Genomic DNA, 16,424 nt, shown 5'->3' with positions numbered 1-16,424 from the left:
TCCGGGCACCGTCGCGGGTGCTCGGACGGGGTGCGGGGCACGTCTGGAGGCCCTGTCGGAGGGCGCCGGGCGGAAACCCCCGAGCCGGGCCGGCGCCCGGTGTCGTACACTTGCCGGCGTTGCCGCCTTAGCTCAGTCGGTCAGAGCGACGCACTCGTAATGCGTAGGTCGACGGTTCGATTCCGTCAGGCGGCTCAACGAAAGCGGTGCCCCGGTCGATGCATCTGACCGGGGCACCGCTTCGTCGTCTTCGCCGTCGAATGGGCTGGCTCCCAGAAAGTGAGCCAACAACCCGTGTGCCGGGCACGAGTCGGCTTGGCGACCTTCCCGGCAGCGTGCCCCGGTACGACGCGATCTCGGAACTCTCCGGCACCCTTCTGAGCAGGCATAATGGCCCTCGGCGGGGACGATCTGTCACCGATGGGCCACCACAGGTGCCTACTTCGGCCAGGGGTTGAGCGCCGGTTGTCGGGTTGACCGACTTCGTCCAGCCGGTAACGTCGGGGTCGACCGGCAGTTACTTACGGCATGGCAAGAGTGACCAAGCGTGATCTTGTCGCCGAAGACAGTACGCTGGGAAGCACCAACCAGGATCCGCCCGCCGCCTGGAAGGTCAACAAGATGACGCCGCCGCTTGCCGCCTCCGCAGAGCAGGACGACACCCTCACCTGGAAGCCCTCCCGTCAGGAGTGGGACGCGTTCGTGCAGCGTCAACTCGACGAACTCGGGTTGACCTACGAAGCACTGGCCGACCAGGCCGCGAGGCGCGATTTCCGGTCGCCGGAGGCGCTCGTCCTCTGGACGATGATCGGGTGAGCCGGAGCGAACCGGGCAAGATTGCCGAACGGTTCGCCAGAGACCTCATCACCATGCTGAACCGCACGGTCTGCGATCGGGCGTTCGTCGGCGTCCTCGAACGTCCTGACGGCATGGTGGTCTTTGGTACCGGGCTGCGCCGAGGCCAGCGCGCCGAACCGATCCCGATGAAGACGCGTGGCGGGGTGCCCTGCTGGCTCACCGTCTCCGGTCAGCTCTTCCTCGACGGTGACAACTACCTCACGGTCAAAAAGTCCACCTTCCTCGTGTCGGCGGGTAAGCCGGCCGTGGAGTTGTTCCACTACGACTACGAGCGGGACAAGATCGGATATCCGGACGCTCACCTGCAGATTTTCGCGCACGGGGAGGCTTGGGACGAGCTTCTCCTGGCGTCGGGCAGAAGCGAGGGCAGCGTCAGCAAACTGCATCTTCCGGTCGGCGGTCGCCGCTACCAGGTCGCCCTGGAGGACATCGTCGAGGCGTTGATCGCCGAGGGCATCCTCGAACCGCAGGCCGGCTGGAAGGCGGTGCTGGAGCGGAGCCGGGACGAATTTCGCCGTAGACAGTTGGCGGCTGCGGTTCGTCGGGACCCGTCGACTGCCGTCGCCGAGTTGCAGACCCGTGGCTACACGGTGGCGGCACCCGACCAGGCGCTGGTGAGCAACGTCGTCCAGTTTTCCAAGTCGCGGCTGCGCCGGCTGGGTCGCAGGGGCCCGCGCGAGAGGTAGCGGCTCGCCTCGCGCCGAGAGCATCGGCCAGCGCTCGCGACGCAGGACCGCTGGGACCATCCGCCACGGCAGCATGTCGGGCAGAGCGCAGGACTGCTGGGACCATCCGTCAAGGCAGCGTGTCGGGCAGACCGCAGGACGGCTGGAACCATCCGTCACGGCAGCATGTTGGGCAGGCCGAACGACGGGAAGTGGGTGGCGTCGAGGAACGACGTGAGCCCGGCGATCCGGTCGCCACGCAGGGTCAAAACGGTGATTGCCCAGGCGACGTGCGGTGCGGTGGCGTCCGCGCCGACGTAGCCGGCCACTGCCGGCTGGCCGTTCGCGCTGACCAGCCGGGTACGCCAGCTCGGGCAGAGCCCCATCGGGACCGTCCGGGCGAACTCGGCGACCGACGGAAGCCCGGAGTACCAGTGTGGCAGTGGCGGCATCGACCAGGTGACGTCCTCGGTCAGCAGCGCGATCAGTGCCTCGGTGTCGTGGCGTTCCAGTGCGTCGGCGTACCCGGCGGCGATCTTGCGGATCCGGTCGTCTCCGAGCAGGCGCAGTGTTCGTTGCTGGCTGGCGGCGGGGGCTTTCTCGGCGACGAGCCGGCGGGCCCGGGCCAGGGCCGAGTTCACCGATGCCACGGAGGTGCCGAGCAGATCGGCGATCTCGGCAGCGGCGAAGCCGAGGACGTCGACGAGCAGGAGTACCGCCCGCTGGTTTCCGGGCAGGTGCTGGAGCGCGGCGACGAAGGCGAGTTCGACGGCCTCCCGCCGCTCGTACCGGGCGTGCGGGCTGGCCGGCCCGGTCCCGAGGTCCCCGTCCGGGTACGGGCTCAGCCAGCCGACCTCGGTCGACGGCCGGTTGTCGAGTACGACCCGGTCGCTGGCCGGGCCGAGGTCGACCGGTAGGGCCCGTCGGCCCCGACCCTTGACGATGTCGAGACAGGTACGGGTGGCCACGGTGTAGAGCCAGGAGCGCAGCGATCCCCGGCCCTCGAAGCCGGCCAGCCCGCGCCAGGCCCGGAGCAGGGCGTCCTGGACGGCGTCGTCGGCGTCGTGTGGCGAACCGAGCAGTTGGTAGCAGTACGCGTGCAGTTCGGGACGCAGCGGTGCCACCAGCCGGGTGAACGCCGCGTCGTCTCCGTCCAGGGCACCGCGCAGGTCTGCGCTGTCGGCGCGGCTGCCCGGGCTGGCACCGGGGCCGGTGGACCGGGTCGAGGAGATCTCGCTCACGAGCCAGAATTCTGCTCCACCGACCGACGATTCCGGCCCGCTCCCGCAGTCTCTTGTCCGGCCGGCCGGTGACCGACCCACGAGTTGCGCCCGGTTAGCCCGTTCTTCCGCCATGTTCGCCGTATTTATCCTTGCCGCAGGAGGCCCGCCGAGATGACCGATTCGACCCCGAACACCGACCTCTGGCAGCTCGTCCATGCCGAGCGGGCGGCCCTCGCGGCCGACCTGGCCGAGTTGACCGAGGAGCAGTGGGCCACCCCGTCGCTCTGCGCCGGGCTGTCCGTGCGGGAGGTGCTGGCACACCTGGCCTCGGCGGCCGGGCTCAACCCGCTGCGCTGGATGGCCGGGGTGATCCGCTGCCGGTTCGACTTCGACCGGCAGGTCGCGATGCGGCTGGCCGAGCAGTTGGGGGACAGCCCGGCGGAGACGCTCGACCGGTTCCGCGCCGTGCTCACCAGTACCACCAAGCCGCCGGTGCCGCTCGTGGCGATGCTCGGCGAAACGGTCGTGCACGCCGAGGACATCCGGCGCCCGCTGGGCATCCGGCGCGACTACCCGATCGGTACGGTCACCCGGCTGGCCGAGTACTACCACCGCTCGGACATGGTGGTCCTCGCCAAGGGGCGGATCGGCGGGCTACGGCTCGCCGCGACCGACGGGCCGTTCGCGACCGGCTCGGGGCCGGTGGTCTCCGGCCGCACCGTGGCGCTGGTGATGGCGATGACCGGGCGGGCGAGCTGCTGCGACGAGCTGACCGGCGACGGCGTACCCATCCTGAAGGAGCGCTGCGCCCAGGGGTGATCCTGGCGGACCCGCCCGCCCCACCGGTGATCCGGAGCCGACCGGCGGCTCGGGCTGGCCGGCTGACCGAGGACGCGGCGTACCCGGCCGCGCCACGATTTCCTCAGACATCTCGGGAACCTTCGATGCCTCTCGTTCGTGGGGGAGGTGAGGAGAGGGGCGACTGGTGACGCATCTGAACGCGATTGCCGAGGTGTACGCCGGCAGCTTCCGGCGCCTGATCGTCCAGTTGTACGCCGTCACCGGCGACTTGAACGAGGCACAGGAGGTGGTACAGGAGGCGTTCGTCCGGGCGCTCAGCGCTCCGGAGCGTTTCGTCGACCTGGAGAACCCGGAGTCGTGGCTGCGCCGGGTGGCGATGAACCTGGCGCACACCCGGCACCGGCGGCGGCGGACCCTGGACCGGCTGTTGCGCCGGGTCGGGCCGCCGCCGGTGGTGCCGGATTTCTCTCCCGAGCACGTCGCGCTGATGGCCGCCATGCGTCGGTTGCCGGCCGGCCAGCGGCACGCCATCGCCCTGCACTACCTGGTGGACCTGCCGGTCGACGAGGTCGCGCGGACCCTCGACGTCTCGGTGGGCACGGTCAAGTCGCGGCTGTCCCGTGGCCGTACCGCCCTGGCCGCTCTCCTCAACGGCCCAGCCGAATTCGCCCGCTCCGGGAGCAAGTGATGCAGACGTACCCGTTCGATCCCGCCGAGGTGGGCCAGTCCGTTCCGCAGCCGCCGCTGGCCGATCTGGCCGCGCGGGCGGCCCGCCGGGTCCGCCGCCGCCGGGCCCTCGTCTCCGCCGCCGCCGTCGGGATGATGGCGCTGGTCGCGCTGACGGCGGTGCCGGTGGTACGCGGTATCGGCATGACCGCCACGGCGACCGGTGACGGTGCCGGAGGCGGCTATCTCACCGCCACCGCCGTGCTGGACGGCGGGACCGTCGTCGCGGTCCGGTACGGCGAGTGCGCCGCGCAGTTCAGCGTCACCACGAACGACGGCCGGACGTGGTCGCCGTACCGGGGGCCGGTGGGGTGGCGGGACGACTGCGGCGTACCGGTCAGCACCTCGTACCGGCTGTTCGGGCCGACGGTCTTCGTGGCCGAGGTGCGCGGGGTGCGGTACCTGACCCGGGACGCCGGGGTGTCCTGGCAGCCGGCCGAGGAGGGCGTCCGGCCGGTGGACACGCTGCCGCCGCAGGTCAGGGAGGCCCGGGACGGCTCCGCCCAAATGGTCGACCCGACCACCGGCGACCTGTACCAGCTCAGCTCGCTGCCCCGGGCTGGTGACGGTGGGCTGCCGCGGCGGGCACCGGACGGCAGCGTGTGGCTGTTGGGTTCCGGCGCCGCAGCTCCGCCCGGTGGCGCGACGACGGTGCCCCGGGTGGCCCGCAGCGAGAACGCCGGACGGAGCTGGGTGCCGACGGCCGCACTGCCGGCGGTGGTACGGAACCCGCTGCTGGTGCCGGCCGGTCCGGAGCAGGCGTACGTGCTGGGCGAGTGCCCGAGCGGGGCCGTGGTCTACCGGACCGACGACGGCGGTACGAGCTGGTTCGCCACCTACGTGCCCTGGGACGCGACCGAGGTCGCCACCGTCAACGCCGCCGGCCACCTGCTGGTGGGCTCCTGGGAGCCGGACGGCAGGTTCGCCGTCTGGGTCAGCCGGGACGGCGGGCGGTCGTTCACGAAGGGAGAGACGATCACCGTGCCGGACGACCCCTCGGTCGGGCAGGCCGACGGGCTGATCTGGGTGACGAGTGGCGCAGGCTGGGCCGCCACCAGCACCGACGGCTGGTGGCGGACGACCGAGCCGAGGCGCGGCTAGGCACCACCCGCCGGGCATCGCGGCCGAAGCCCACAACCCGGAACGCATCTGAAGCCCACAGCCGAGAGGAAGCGTCCGAAGCCCACAGCCGCGAGCAAGCGCCCGAGGCCCACAACCGCGAGGACGCGTCCGAAGCCCACAGCCGCGAGGAAGCGTCGGAAGCCCACAGCCGGGAGGAACAGGAACGGGCGTTCTGGCGAACGACACCCTCGGGTCCGGCTCTGCCGAACCCGGCCCGGGACCGACCCCCGCCTGCCAAGCTGGGCGGGGGCGGGCTGATGGAGCGGGAGCGGGAGAGGGAGCAGCAGTCGACGCGCGAGGGCGGGCTGTACGGCCCGGCCTTCGTCGAACTCTTCTTCGACCTGGTGTACGTCTTCGCGCTCACCAAGCTCACCGACGAACTGGTCGGCGACCTGACCTGGGCCGGCGCCTTCCGGATGATCGTCCTGCTGTTGGCGGTCTGGTGGGCCTGGTCCGCCACCGCATGGGTGGTCGCCCGGTTCGACCCGTCCCGGGGGTCGGTCCAGCTCCTGATCGTCGCCGCGATGCTCGGCAGCCTGCTGCTGACCGCCGCCCTGCCGAAGGCGTACGGCGATCGTGACCTGGTCTTCGCCAGCGCGTACGTCGGGGTGCACATCCTCCGGGGGCTCTATCTGCTGCTGATCGTCCGGGGTCGGGAGGCCCGGCGCCGGGTCGCCCGGATCCTGTTCTGGTATCTCGTCTCCGCCGTGCCGTGGATCGGCGGGACGTTCGCCGAGGATCCGCTGCGCGGCGCGTTGTGGATCGTCGCGGTGGCGATCGACTACTCGGCGGACATGTTGCAGTACCCGGCGCCGGGACTGGGGCGGGGGCAGGTCTCCGAGTGGACGGTGGCCGGCGAGCACTTGACGACGCGCTACTTCCAGTTCCTCGCCATCGCGTTCGGCGAGTTGATCCTGGTCGCCGGGGCGGCGCTGGACAGTGGAGAGTTCACCGCCGAACGGACCCTGGCGTTCGTACTGTCGTTCGTCGGGGCGGTACTGCTGTGGTTGGTCTACTTCCACCGGGGCGGTGCGCTGATGGGCGACGCGATCCGGTCCGCCGCCGATCCGGTCCGGGTCGGCCGCTCGGCCTCGTACGCCCATCTGCTCATGTTGGCCGGGGTGGTGGTGACGGCGGTCGGGGACCATCTCGTGATCGACCACCCGTTCGGGGCGACCACCGCGCCCAAGGTCGCCGCGATCGTGAGCGGGCCCGCGCTGTTCCTGGCCGCCCGCTCTCTTTTCGAGTACCGGGTGCTGGGTCGGGTGGACTGGTCCCGGCTGGTCGGGTGCGGGGTGCTGGTGCTGCTCGGCCCACCGATGATCTTCCTTTCCCCGCTGTTGATCGTCTGCACCGTGAACGCCGTGCTGCTCGGGGTGGTACTCGCCGACCTGAAGATGCTGATCCGGCACCGGTCGGCCCGCCAGAACCGCCGTTCGGCTGCGAAATAGCGGATCACCTCGGTACGGAGGGTTTGCAGACGGACAATTCGGGTACCGCGTCAGCAGCGGCGAGACGTGACGGAGGGACGAGACGCTTCGGGACGGGGACGAGACGCCTCGGAACGCGTCGACCTACGCATTACGAGTGCGTCGCTGTGTGGCGCAGGCATCCGCTGAGCCCGGGAGGCGATGATCATGGAGAGCCGAATCAAGGTGCTGGGGCACCCGGTCCATCCGATGCTGGTGATGTTCCCGATCGCGCTCTTCGTGGCCGCCACGATCTTCGACATCATCGACGTGGCCGGCGGACCGGCCTTCCTCGGCGAGCTGGCGTACTGGAACATCCTGGTCGGTCTGATCGGCGGGGTACTGGCGGTGCTGGCCGGCGCGGTGGACCTGCTGGCCGTACCGTCCGGCACCCGGGCCAAGCGGGTCGGGGTGGCGCACGGCGCGACCAACATCGCGGTGCTGCTGCTCTTCGCCGCGGTCTGGGCGGTGCGGCTGGCCGCGGACACCCGGGCGGCCGGCGGTGCCCTGGTGGCGATCGAGGTGGTGGCGGTCGCCGGAGCCTCGCTCGGCGCCTGGCTCGGCGGCGAAATGGTCGACCGGCTCGGCGTCGGAGTGGATCCGGAGGCCGACCTGAACGCGCCGAGTTCGCTGCGCCCCCGGACCACCGCCGCCGCCTCCGCCGACCGCCCCGACGAGCAGTGACCGGCACCGGATTCGCCGGGTCACAGGTTCGCCGGGTGATCGGCATCGGATTCGGTGGGTGACCGGCATCGGATCCGTCGGGTGACCGGGATCGGATCCGAGGAGTGGCAGGCGCGACGGGAGGGAATACGGCGGTATGACTGAGCCAGGACGTGGTGCGGGAAACCGGGGCTTCGATCCGATCGGCGAGTTGCAGTCGCTCCGTGCGGAGCTGGGCCGGCTGGTCGGCTCCGCGCTGGCCGGCGGCCGGGGCGGGAAGCCCGACGTCGAGCTGACTCCGAGCGACGACGGCTGGACCGTGGTCGCCCGGCTGCCCGGAGTCGCCCCGGAGGAGGTGGCGCTCGAACTCGACGACCGCGAACTGTGCATCCGGGCCCGGTCCGAGGCCGAGGTCAACGCCGACCACGGACTGGTCGGGAGCGGATCGCAGACCCGGTCGTTCGAGCACCGGGTACACCTGCCGGCGCCGGTCGACCCGGACCGGATCGACGCCGTGATGGACCACGGCCTGCTCACGGTCAGGCTGCCGAAGGGACCCCGGCCGGGCCGGCGGACCATCACCATCGGCGGCCGGCGGCACGACCCCGGCCAGCTTGCCGGGCGTACGGCCGGAGCCGGTGGCGGGCCGGTGACCGTCGACCCGGCCGCCGACCGTGAACTGCACCGGCCGGACACCGCCGTCGGTACTTCGGCGCCCCGGTTCACGGGTTGACCGGGCAGCGGACCCGTACCCGATGATCGGCAAGGTGCGCGATCTGGTCCGGGACGTCGAGCGGATCGCCGTACTCCGGGCCAACGCGCTCGGCGACTTCATCTTCGCGCTGCCGGCGCTCGACGCGCTGCGGGTCGGCTATCCGGACGCCGAGCTGGTGCTGATCGGCGCCCCGTGGCACGAGCGGCTGCTCCGGGACCGGCCCGGCCCGGTCGACCGGGTACTGGTGGTGCCGCCCGCACCCGGTATTCGGGAGGCCGGCGCGGACGAGCCCGAGCCGTCGACGGAGGCGTTGGACCGGTTTCTCGACGCGGCCCGCCGGGAGCGGTTCGACCTCGCGCTCCAGATGCACGGTGGCGGCGCCAACTCCAATCCGCTGGTCGCCGGGCTCGGCGCCCGGGTGACCGCCGGACTGCGGGCCGAGGACGCTCCGCCGCTGGACCGCTGGCTCCGGTACGTCTACTACCAGCCCGAGGTGGTCCGTTACCTGGAGGTCGCCGGCCTGGTCGGTGCCAGCCCGACCGGCCTGGAACCCCGGCTCGCGGCGACCGAGGCGGACCTGGCCGAGGCCCGGATGGTGCTCGGCGAGCCGGACCGGCCCCGGATCGCCCTGCACCCCGGTGCCAGCGACCCGCGCCGCCGCTGGCCGGCGGACCGGTTCGCCGCGGTCGCCGACCACCTCGTCGACGAGGGGTACGAGGTACTGGTGACCGGCATCCCGGACGAGCGGAACCTCGCCGAGCAGGTGGTGGCGGCGGCCCGACGGCCGGTCCGCTCGGTGGTCGGCGAGCTGTCGCTGAGCGGCCTGATCGGCCTCTATGCCGGTTGTGCGGTGGTGGTGGCCAACGACACCGGCCCGGTACACGTCGCCGCCGCGCTGGACACCCCGACGGTCGGCATCTTCTGGGTCGGCAACCTGATCAACTGCGCGACGCCGCTGCGTGGCCGGCACCGGCCGATCGCCTCGTGGACCATCAACTGCCCGGTCTGTGGACGGGACTGTAGCCGGGAGATCTATCCGGCCCGGGGCGGCGGTCCGGCCTGCCCGCACCGGGTCTCGTTCGTCACCGACGTACCGGTGGTGGAGGTGCTCACGGCGGTGACCGATCTGACGACGACGTGACCTCCCACGCCTCCATGGTCCGTTCGGTCACCGTGGTCGGCGCCTCCAGGTGGTACGCGCCGCTGGGCAGCACGCCGGCCCCGGCGTACCGGGCCAGTACGGCGAGTTGGGCGGCGACGTCCTCGCCCTGGTGCCCCGGGTCGAGGCGGGTCCAGAAGTCGAATCCGCCGGCCGAGCGCAGCCGCGACCGGTCGTAGAGTACGCAGCCGCCGATCCAGGAGACCTTGTACGCCCGCCACTGCCCGGCCGGCAGCCCTCGGGCGGCGGTGACGTGCAGCAGGTTGGCGGCCGAGTGGATCTGCGCCCGGTCCCACTCCGGGGTGCCGGGTCGGAGCCGCTCCGGCGTCGGCGGCCCGTCCCACTCGGCGTAGTGCCGGTGCGTCTCCGGGCGTACGTCGTCCAGATAGGAGAGTCCGTGCACCGCGTTGCCGACGAAACCGCAGCCGAGTTCCCGGATCGCGGTGAGCAGCCGGTCGACGGTGCCGGGTTCGAGCCAGACGTCGTCGTCGAGGAAAAGTACGTACCGGGCCGCCGAGGCGTCCAGCAGGTAGGCGCGGTGTTCGGCCAGCCCGCGCCGGGGCAGCCGGCGGGTGAGCAGCACCGGATGACCACGGTGCCGGAGTACCCGCACCATCGCCGCTGCCGCCGGTTCCGCCCAGCCCGGCTCCCCGTCGGACTGGTCGCTGACCACCACCCCGAACCGGGCCACCCCGTCCCGACCGCCCCCGCCGCTCGCCGGGCCGCCGTCGGTGGAGTGCCGGCCCTGTCCGTCGGCCGGTGTGCCGCTGTGGGTGGGGTGTCGGTCCTGTTCGCGGGTTGGCGGACTGCTCTGCGTGGCGTGCTGGGCGGCGAGGCCGGCCAGGGTGACGGCCAGTTCCGCCGGGCGGTTCCGGGTCGGCACCAGCACGTCCAGCAGCCGGGGCGTACGGAAGCCGGCCGGGTCGCCCGGGTCGAGCGGTCGGGTTGTCGGGGTCGGCCGTCCGCCGCCCCGGTCGGGTCGCGGACCGGCGCTCACGCCGGGCGGCTCGACCCGGACGCCGCCCCGCCCGCCTCGATCGGCGCGGCGACGACCTCCCTGCTTCGGTCCGACGCTCCGCTCGGGTCGGAGTCTGCCGCCGCCCCGCCTGGCCCGGGGTGGGTCGCACCGGTCGCCGCCTGTCGTCGGTCGTCGCCGTGCGACCGGATCCGGTCGATCACTGCCGAGGTGGACCGGTCGGGTACGTAGCCGAGGGTGCGGACCTGGCCGCCGAGTCGGCGTACCAGGGGTGCCTCGGGGACCATCTCCGGCGGGTAGTCGCCGCCCTTGACGTACACGTCGGGGCGGACGGCCTCGATCAGCGCGGTCGGCGAGTCCTCCTCGAAGACCACCACGTGGTCCACACAGGACAGCGCGGCGAGTACGGCCACCCGGTCCTCCACCGGGTTCACCGGCCGGTCCGCGCCCTTGAGTCGCCGTACGCTGTCGTCCGAGTTGACCGCCACCACCAGCAGGTCACCGAGCTGGCGTGCCTGGTCGAGATAGCGCACATGCCCCCGGTGCAGTACGTCGAAGCAGCCGTTGGTGAAGACGACGGACCGGCCGTCGGCCCGGTGTCCCTCGACGAGTTCGAGCAGGGTGGCCCGGTCGAGCACGATCCGGGCCGGTTCGTCGCCGGTCGAGCCCAGCGCGGCGAGCAGGTCCTCCCGGAGGCAGACACAGGTACCGGTGTCCGAGACGGTTGTCGTGGCGGCGAGTTGGGCGAGCTGGGCGGCGGTCGGCAGCGGCGCGTCGGCGGCCAGCGCCAGCGTCATCGCGGCCAGGTACGCGTCACCGGCGCCTACGGCGTAACTGGCCGGTACCGGAGTGGCGTGGCTGCGGCGGGGGCGCCCGTCGGCCCCGCCGACCACCGCGCCCTCGGCGTCCAGGGTCACCGCCACCACGTCGGCGCCGGTGCGTTCCCGCAGCTCGGCGAGGCGGGCCTGGGCGACCAGGGCCCGGCTGGCGCCACCGGCCGCGACCGGCCGCCCACCGGCCGCACTCGACGTCTCGTCGCCGGCCACCACGATGTCGTCGCCGGACACGCCGATCTCGTCACTCGTCACGGTGATGCCGTCGCCGCCGACCGGGCCGGCACCCTCGCCGCTGCCCGGTGGCGTTCCGTCCGGTGTGGACGACCGGTCGCCGTCCCGGCCGCCGTCCTCGGCACCGGCGGCGAGTACCGGTCCGGGCCGGCCGGGCGACGACGCCGGGCGGCCCGCTCCGGCGCCGCCTCCACTTCGAGTGCCGCTGCCGCTGCCGTGGCCTGTTCCGGTGCCGCTCCCGGTGCCGCTGCCGTGGCCTGTTCCGGTGCCGCTCCCGGTGCCGCTGTCGTGGCCTGCTCCGGTGCCGCTCGCGGGGTCCTTCGCGGCGGTGCCGTCGGCGTCCTTTCCCGCGTCGGCACCCACGGCGACCCTGCCGGCGTTCGCGCTGATCCTGCCGGCGTCCGCGCCCGCGCCGACCTTTCCGGGCTCCGCGCCCGCGCTGACCTTCCGGGCGTCGTCTTCGGCGCTGGCGTCGTCGCTCCGGCCGCCGGTGGCCACGGTCGTGCCGTCCTCGGCGACGCTGACCCGGGTGCTGGCGAGCGCTGTCGGCGGGCCGGACGGTCCGGCGGAGACCGCCTCGTCGAGCAGTCGGGTCGCCTCGGCGAAGCTCGGCGTCACCACGGTCGGGGCCAGCCCACGCCAGTAGGCCAGGTCGTGCGCGTCCAGGGCGACCGTGGCGAAGGAGTCGCGGTGCCGGACGAGCCAGGTGCGTACCGCCTCCGGCAGGGCACCCAGACCGTAGTCGCAGACCACCAGGGTCGGCGGCTGACCGTCCCGGTCGGCCCGCAACTCCTCTGTTGCCCGGGCGAGCGCGTTCAGCATCCGCCGTACGCCCTCCTCGGGCAGTGTCTCGTCGGCGTCGCCCTCGTCCTCGCGGAGCAGGATCTGGTCGGCGGCGAGCAGTCGACGCTTCACCGGGGTGGGGCGACCGGGCTGGCTGATGGTGCGGTCCCAGACGCCGGCCCGGTCCAGGCAGTCGTGCAGTTCGTCACCGGCGACGTCCGCGCCGACCGGGGCGACCAGCGCGGCCCGGCCGCCCAGCGCGGTGAGGTTGACGGCGGTGTTCGCGGCGCCACCGGCCGCCGTGAGCCGGCGCCGCAGGGACAACACCGGGGCGGGTGCCTCCCGGCAGAGCCGGTCCGACTCGGCGAACCGCCACTCGTCCAGCATGGCGTCGCCGACCACCAGTACGCCCCGGCCGAGCCAGCTCTCCACCACCGAGGCCAACCGGCGCTGTTCCGCTGCGTCTGTCGCCATGTCGCTGCGGGTCCCCGGTGCCCGGCCGGACAAACCTGCCCCGCCGTGCGGCCGGCGGCGGCTGCCGGTCGTCGTACGGCGGGTTTGGCGCATGTCGTGCCGGGAACGTCTTTTCACGGGACGCGACCAAACGGATCGTCGTCACATATCCCCCGTTCCCGTCCTCGGAGAGGAGAACCGAGATGACCGCGACGTTGCAGGGCAAGCGCATCGCCTTCCTGGCCACCGACGGCGTGGAGGAGGTCGAGTACACCCGTCCCCGGGAGGCGGTCGAGGCGGCCGGCGGCCGGGTCGAACTGGTCTCCCTCGACGGCGGCCGGATCCAGGCGTTCAACCACCTGGACAAGTCCGGGACGTACGACGTCGACACGACCGTGGCCCAGGCGGACCCGGCGGCCTACGACGGCCTGGTGCTGCCCGGCGGGGTGGCCAACCCGGACGCCCTACGGGCCGATCCGGACGCCGTCCGGTTCGTCCGGGCGTTCTTCGACGCCGGCAAGCCGGTCGGGGCGATCTGCCACGCGCCGTGGACGCTGATCGACGCCGACGTGGTCAAGGGCCGCACCCTCACCTCCTGGCCCAGCCTCCGCACCGACCTCTCGAACGCGGGCGCGCACTGGGTCGACGCGGAGTGCCACGTCGACAACGGCCTGGTGACCAGCCGGAAGCCGGACGACCTGCCGGCGTTCTGCGCCAAGCTGGTGGAGGAACTCGCCGAAGGTCGCCACTGACCGGTGGCCGGCGCCGTCGGCGTCGGCGTCGGCACGCAGCCGGTCGGCGGTCGGCACGGCAGCGCTCGGCTCGGCACAGTTCAGCTCGGCACACTTCCGCGCACGCGTAACCGGTCCGAGTCGAGCACCGCGCCCCCGCTGCGCGCATCCGCCCTACCGTCGTCGGTCGGGCGCCGGGCACCCATGAGAGTGATCACAAACCCGGCGCTCGGCGACGCGGGCGGGCCGCGCGGGTCGAGACTGGCGGCAGGCATTTTCCGTGCCAACGGGGGGAAGAGGCACTATGACCACCGCTGACGAGGCGCGGCCGGCGCTGAGCCACCGACAGATCCTGCTCCTGATGAGCGGCCTGATGACCGGCATGCTGCTGGCCGCGCTGGACCAGACCATCGTCGGAACGGCGCTGCCCACCATCGTCGGCGAGCTGGGCGGGATCAACCACTACTCGTGGGTGGTCACCGCGTACCTGCTGGCGTCGACCGCCTCCACCCCGCTGTACGGGAAGATGGCCGACCTCTTCGGCCGCCGCCCGGTCTTCCTCTTCTCCATCGGGGCGTTCCTGGTCGGCTCGCTCGCCGCCGGCTTCTCGCAGGACATGACCCAGCTCATCATCACCCGTGGCGTGCAGGGGCTCGGCGCCGGCGGTCTGATGACGCTGGCCTTCACCATCATCTCGGACGTCGTGTCGCCCCGGGAACGCGGCCGTTACCAGGGCCTCTTCGGTGCGGTGTTCGGGCTCTCCTCGGTCGCCGGGCCGCTGGTCGGCGGGTACTTCGCCGAGCACGACTGGCGGTGGATCTTCTTCCTGAACGTGCCGCTGGCGGTGGTGGCCATCATCGTCTGCTACCACGTGATGCGGCTGATCCCGTTCCAGCGGCGGAAGCACGCCATCGACTGGCTCGGCGCCGGCCTGCTGGTCGCCGGGGTGAGCGCCCTGCTGCTCGCGCTGAGCTGGGGTGGCAACGAGTACGCCTGGGGTTCCGGCGTCATCATCGGGCTGTTCGTGGCCGGCGCGGTGTTCGGCGTACTGTTCCTGGTCCAGGAGGCCCGGGTGGCCGAGCCGATCCTGCCGATCTCGCTGTTCCGCCGACCCACCTTCGCGCTGGCCAACACGGCGGGCTTCATCCTCGGTCTGGTGATGTTCGGGTCGATCATCTTCATCCCGCTCTACCTCCAGATCGTCAAGGGCGCGTCGCCGACGGACAGCGGTCTGCTGATGCTGCCGATGATGGCCGGCGTGATCGTCACCTCGGTACTCTCCGGCCGGGCGATCAGCCAGATCGGCCGGTACAAGTGGTTCCCGGTGGCCGGGGCGGCGGTGCTGGTCGCCGGCATGCTGCTCTTCACCCAGTTGCAGGTGGACACGCCGCTCTGGAACGCCTTCATCTACATGGTGATCATCGGTGTCGGCCTCGGCCTCTGCATGCAGTCGCTGGTCCTCGCCGTGCAGAACGCGGTCGAGGTACGCGACCTCGGCGCCGGTACCTCGGCCGCGACCTTCTTCCGGTCGCTGGGCGGTTCGTTCGGGGTGGCGATCCTCGGTGCGGTGCTCTCCGCCGGACTCTCCCGGGGACTGGCCGACCGGCTGCCCGGCGCGATCGGGCAGCTTCCGCCGGAGCAGCGCGCCCAGTTCGCCGGAGCCACCATGGAGTTCTCGGTCAACGAGCCGTCCCGGATCCTGGCCCTGCCGGAGCCGATCCGGGCCGCCGTCCAGGAGTCGTTCGTCGGCGCGCTGCACACCGTCTTCCTGGTGGCCGGGCTGGTCGCGATCCTGGCGGTCGCGGTCACCCTGGCGATGCCGAACCGCGAACTGCGCGGCGGACCGCCGGCCGGCTCCGCCGAGGCCCTGGCCAGGGACCGCAAGGGCGACGCGGCCACCGAGATGGAGGCCAACGCCCAGACGATGATCTGAGGCCGTGGGCCGGGCTGCTTCAAGGGGTACGGCAACGGCGACGCCCCGGCACCGCGCCGGTCACCGAGGGCTCGGGCTGTCAGCGGGCGGCGACGCGGTGCACGAAGTGCCGCCAGGCGGCCGGGCCGAAGGTCAGGGCTGGTCCGTGTGGGTCCTTGCTGTCCCGGACGAGTACGCGGCCGGGGAGGTTGTCGGCGACCTCGACGCAGGCGCCGCCGTTCGCGTTGCTGCGGGTCGACTTTCGCCAGTTGGGAGTCATTGCTCGTTCGCCATCCTCACGATCAGGTCTCGGGACATGTCTCGGGGAAGTGCTACCGAGCGTATCGCGTCCCAGGCCCGCGCCATCGCGGCAACCTGGTCCGGCTCGGCCAGCAGCCGTCCCGCCGCCTGGTCTTCGAGGAACGCCACGTCGCCTCCGCCGGGCAGGGAGGCGAGGATCAGCGGGCCCATCTGCCCGGCATACAGCCCGGCGGATCGCGGCACGACGTGGATGAAGACCAGTTGCCGGGTCGACATCTCGACCAGGTGCGCCAACTGTTCCTTCAGCATCGGCCGGGGCTCGCCGCGCATCAGCGCCAGTTCGTCGACAACGAAGGTGCCGACCGGTGGCTTCTCGCGGCCGAACACGGCAGCCTGGCGCTCCATCCGAAGCGTCAACTGCTCCTCGACCTCGTCGGCGTCGAACAGACCGGAGGTCAGGACCGCCCGAGCGTACGCCTCCGTCTGGAGCAGGCCGGGCACGTAGTTTGCCTCGTGCCACCGAATGGCGACCGCTTCGCGCTCGACGTCGGGCCATTGACGGAACCACTCCTGCGGCGTGGTCTTCCGGGCGGCGGCTGCCGTGCTCTGGACAAGATCGCCGCTGCCGAACAGTTCGTCTATCTGTTTCGCGGTGTCCGGCATGGGCACCAGGCGACTCGTCTCGAATTTGGCGATCAAGGACGTGGAGACGTTCAGCCGTGCGGCGACCTGTTCCTGCGTCATGCCGCCGTTGAGGGTACGCAGGAACTTCAGGATCTGCGGAACACCATTGTTACTCATTTATTCTCGAACTTTCTCGCGGCGGCCCGGAGCCGGAAT

16 protein-coding genes and 1 tRNA gene are annotated in these 16,424 nt (G+C 72.0%); 12 read left to right on the top strand and 5 right to left on the bottom strand.

Annotated features, from left to right (window positions below):
* Positions 1-121 precede the first annotated feature (121 nt).
* The 3 genes from Pen02_RS28890 to Pen02_RS28880 all read left to right on the top strand — a co-directional run bounded on the left by Pen02_RS28890 (position 122) and on the right by Pen02_RS28880 (position 1,544).
* A tRNA-Thr gene (locus Pen02_RS28890) sits at positions 122-195 on the top strand.
* A gap of 342 nt (positions 196-537) precedes the next feature.
* On the top strand, positions 538-816 hold the full coding sequence (locus tag Pen02_RS28885) for a hypothetical protein (protein WP_203869284.1): 279 nt from the start codon (positions 538-540) through the stop codon (positions 814-816).
* Positions 813-1,544 (top strand): hypothetical protein, encoded by a 732-nt coding sequence (locus Pen02_RS28880; RefSeq protein ID WP_203869283.1) that lies wholly within the window; start codon positions 813-815, stop codon positions 1,542-1,544. The genes Pen02_RS28885 and Pen02_RS28880 overlap by 4 nt, the downstream gene beginning before the upstream one ends.
* 155 nt (positions 1,545-1,699) lie before the next feature.
* On the opposite strand, the gene Pen02_RS28875 is transcribed toward Pen02_RS28880, so the two are convergent.
* Positions 1,700-2,755, bottom strand: coding sequence for a sigma-70 family RNA polymerase sigma factor (locus Pen02_RS28875; RefSeq protein ID WP_372445691.1), 1,056 nt, complete (start codon positions 2,753-2,755; stop codon positions 1,700-1,702).
* 162 nt (positions 2,756-2,917) lie between these two features.
* On the opposite strand from Pen02_RS28875, the gene Pen02_RS28870 reads away from it, so the two are divergent.
* From Pen02_RS28870 to Pen02_RS28840, 7 genes are all read left to right on the top strand, one after another.
* Positions 2,918-3,565: a maleylpyruvate isomerase family mycothiol-dependent enzyme gene (locus tag Pen02_RS28870; protein ID WP_203869281.1), complete on the top strand. Its 648-nt coding sequence runs from the start codon at positions 2,918-2,920 to the stop codon at positions 3,563-3,565.
* A 166-nt stretch (positions 3,566-3,731) separates the two neighbouring features.
* Positions 3,732-4,235, top strand: a complete 504-nt coding sequence (locus tag Pen02_RS28865; protein ID WP_203869280.1) for a SigE family RNA polymerase sigma factor — start codon at positions 3,732-3,734, stop codon at positions 4,233-4,235.
* The gene (locus tag Pen02_RS28860; RefSeq protein WP_203869279.1) at positions 4,235-5,374 is read left to right on the top strand and encodes a WD40/YVTN/BNR-like repeat-containing protein; all 1,140 of its coding nucleotides are present in this window, start codon (positions 4,235-4,237) and stop codon (positions 5,372-5,374) included. The genes Pen02_RS28865 and Pen02_RS28860 overlap by 1 nt, the downstream gene beginning before the upstream one ends.
* A 278-nt stretch (positions 5,375-5,652) precedes the next feature.
* Entirely contained in the window at positions 5,653-6,846 is a 1,194-nt protein-coding gene (locus Pen02_RS28855) for a low temperature requirement protein A (RefSeq protein ID WP_203869278.1), read from the top strand.
* Positions 6,847-7,032: 186 nt separating this feature from the next.
* Positions 7,033-7,548: a DUF2231 domain-containing protein gene (locus tag Pen02_RS28850; RefSeq protein ID WP_203869277.1), complete on the top strand. Its 516-nt coding sequence runs from the start codon at positions 7,033-7,035 to the stop codon at positions 7,546-7,548.
* A gap of 136 nt (positions 7,549-7,684) precedes the next feature.
* Positions 7,685-8,260: an Hsp20/alpha crystallin family protein gene (locus Pen02_RS28845; RefSeq protein WP_203869276.1), complete on the top strand. Its 576-nt coding sequence runs from the start codon at positions 7,685-7,687 to the stop codon at positions 8,258-8,260.
* Between the two features lie 22 nt (positions 8,261-8,282).
* Positions 8,283-9,383 carry a glycosyltransferase family 9 protein gene (locus Pen02_RS28840; protein ID WP_203869275.1) on the top strand — a complete coding sequence of 367 codons (1,101 nt, stop codon included), beginning with the start codon at positions 8,283-8,285 and terminating at the stop codon, positions 9,381-9,383.
* Here Pen02_RS28840 and Pen02_RS28835 read toward each other — a convergent pair.
* On the bottom strand, positions 9,352-10,398 hold the full coding sequence (locus Pen02_RS28835; protein WP_239141441.1) for a glycosyltransferase family 2 protein: 1,047 nt from the start codon (positions 10,396-10,398) through the stop codon (positions 9,352-9,354). The genes Pen02_RS28840 and Pen02_RS28835 overlap by 32 nt on opposite strands.
* A complete protein-coding gene (rfaE2, locus tag Pen02_RS28830; RefSeq protein ID WP_203869274.1) occupies positions 10,395-12,701 on the bottom strand; it encodes a D-glycero-beta-D-manno-heptose 1-phosphate adenylyltransferase in 2,307 nt (768 codons plus the stop codon). Before rfaE2 ends, Pen02_RS28835 begins: the two co-directional genes overlap by 4 nt.
* 182 nt (positions 12,702-12,883) lie before the next feature.
* On the opposite strand from rfaE2, the gene Pen02_RS28825 reads away from it, so the two are divergent.
* Entirely contained in the window at positions 12,884-13,432 is a 549-nt protein-coding gene (locus Pen02_RS28825) for a type 1 glutamine amidotransferase domain-containing protein (protein ID WP_203869273.1), read from the top strand.
* A 283-nt stretch (positions 13,433-13,715) separates the two neighbouring features.
* The gene (locus tag Pen02_RS28820) at positions 13,716-15,344 is read left to right on the top strand and encodes an MDR family MFS transporter (RefSeq protein ID WP_203869272.1); all 1,629 of its coding nucleotides are present in this window, start codon (positions 13,716-13,718) and stop codon (positions 15,342-15,344) included.
* A gap of 79 nt (positions 15,345-15,423) precedes the next feature.
* Here Pen02_RS28820 and Pen02_RS28815 read toward each other — a convergent pair whose 3' ends face one another.
* Positions 15,424-15,603: a DUF397 domain-containing protein gene (locus Pen02_RS28815; protein ID WP_203869271.1), complete on the bottom strand. Its 180-nt coding sequence runs from the start codon at positions 15,601-15,603 to the stop codon at positions 15,424-15,426.
* Positions 15,600-16,385 (bottom strand): helix-turn-helix domain-containing protein, encoded by a 786-nt coding sequence (locus Pen02_RS28810; protein WP_275413618.1) that lies wholly within the window; start codon positions 16,383-16,385, stop codon positions 15,600-15,602. Before Pen02_RS28810 ends, Pen02_RS28815 begins: the two co-directional genes overlap by 4 nt.
* Between the last annotated feature and the right edge of the window lie 39 nt (positions 16,386-16,424).

Source organism: Plantactinospora endophytica, assembly GCF_016862915.1.
In the GTDB taxonomy this organism is placed as follows: Bacteria; Actinomycetota; Actinomycetes; order Mycobacteriales; family Micromonosporaceae; genus Plantactinospora; species Plantactinospora endophytica.
The sequence above is the reverse complement of the archived record's forward strand: the minus strand, read 5'-3'. Positions and strand labels throughout refer to the sequence as shown.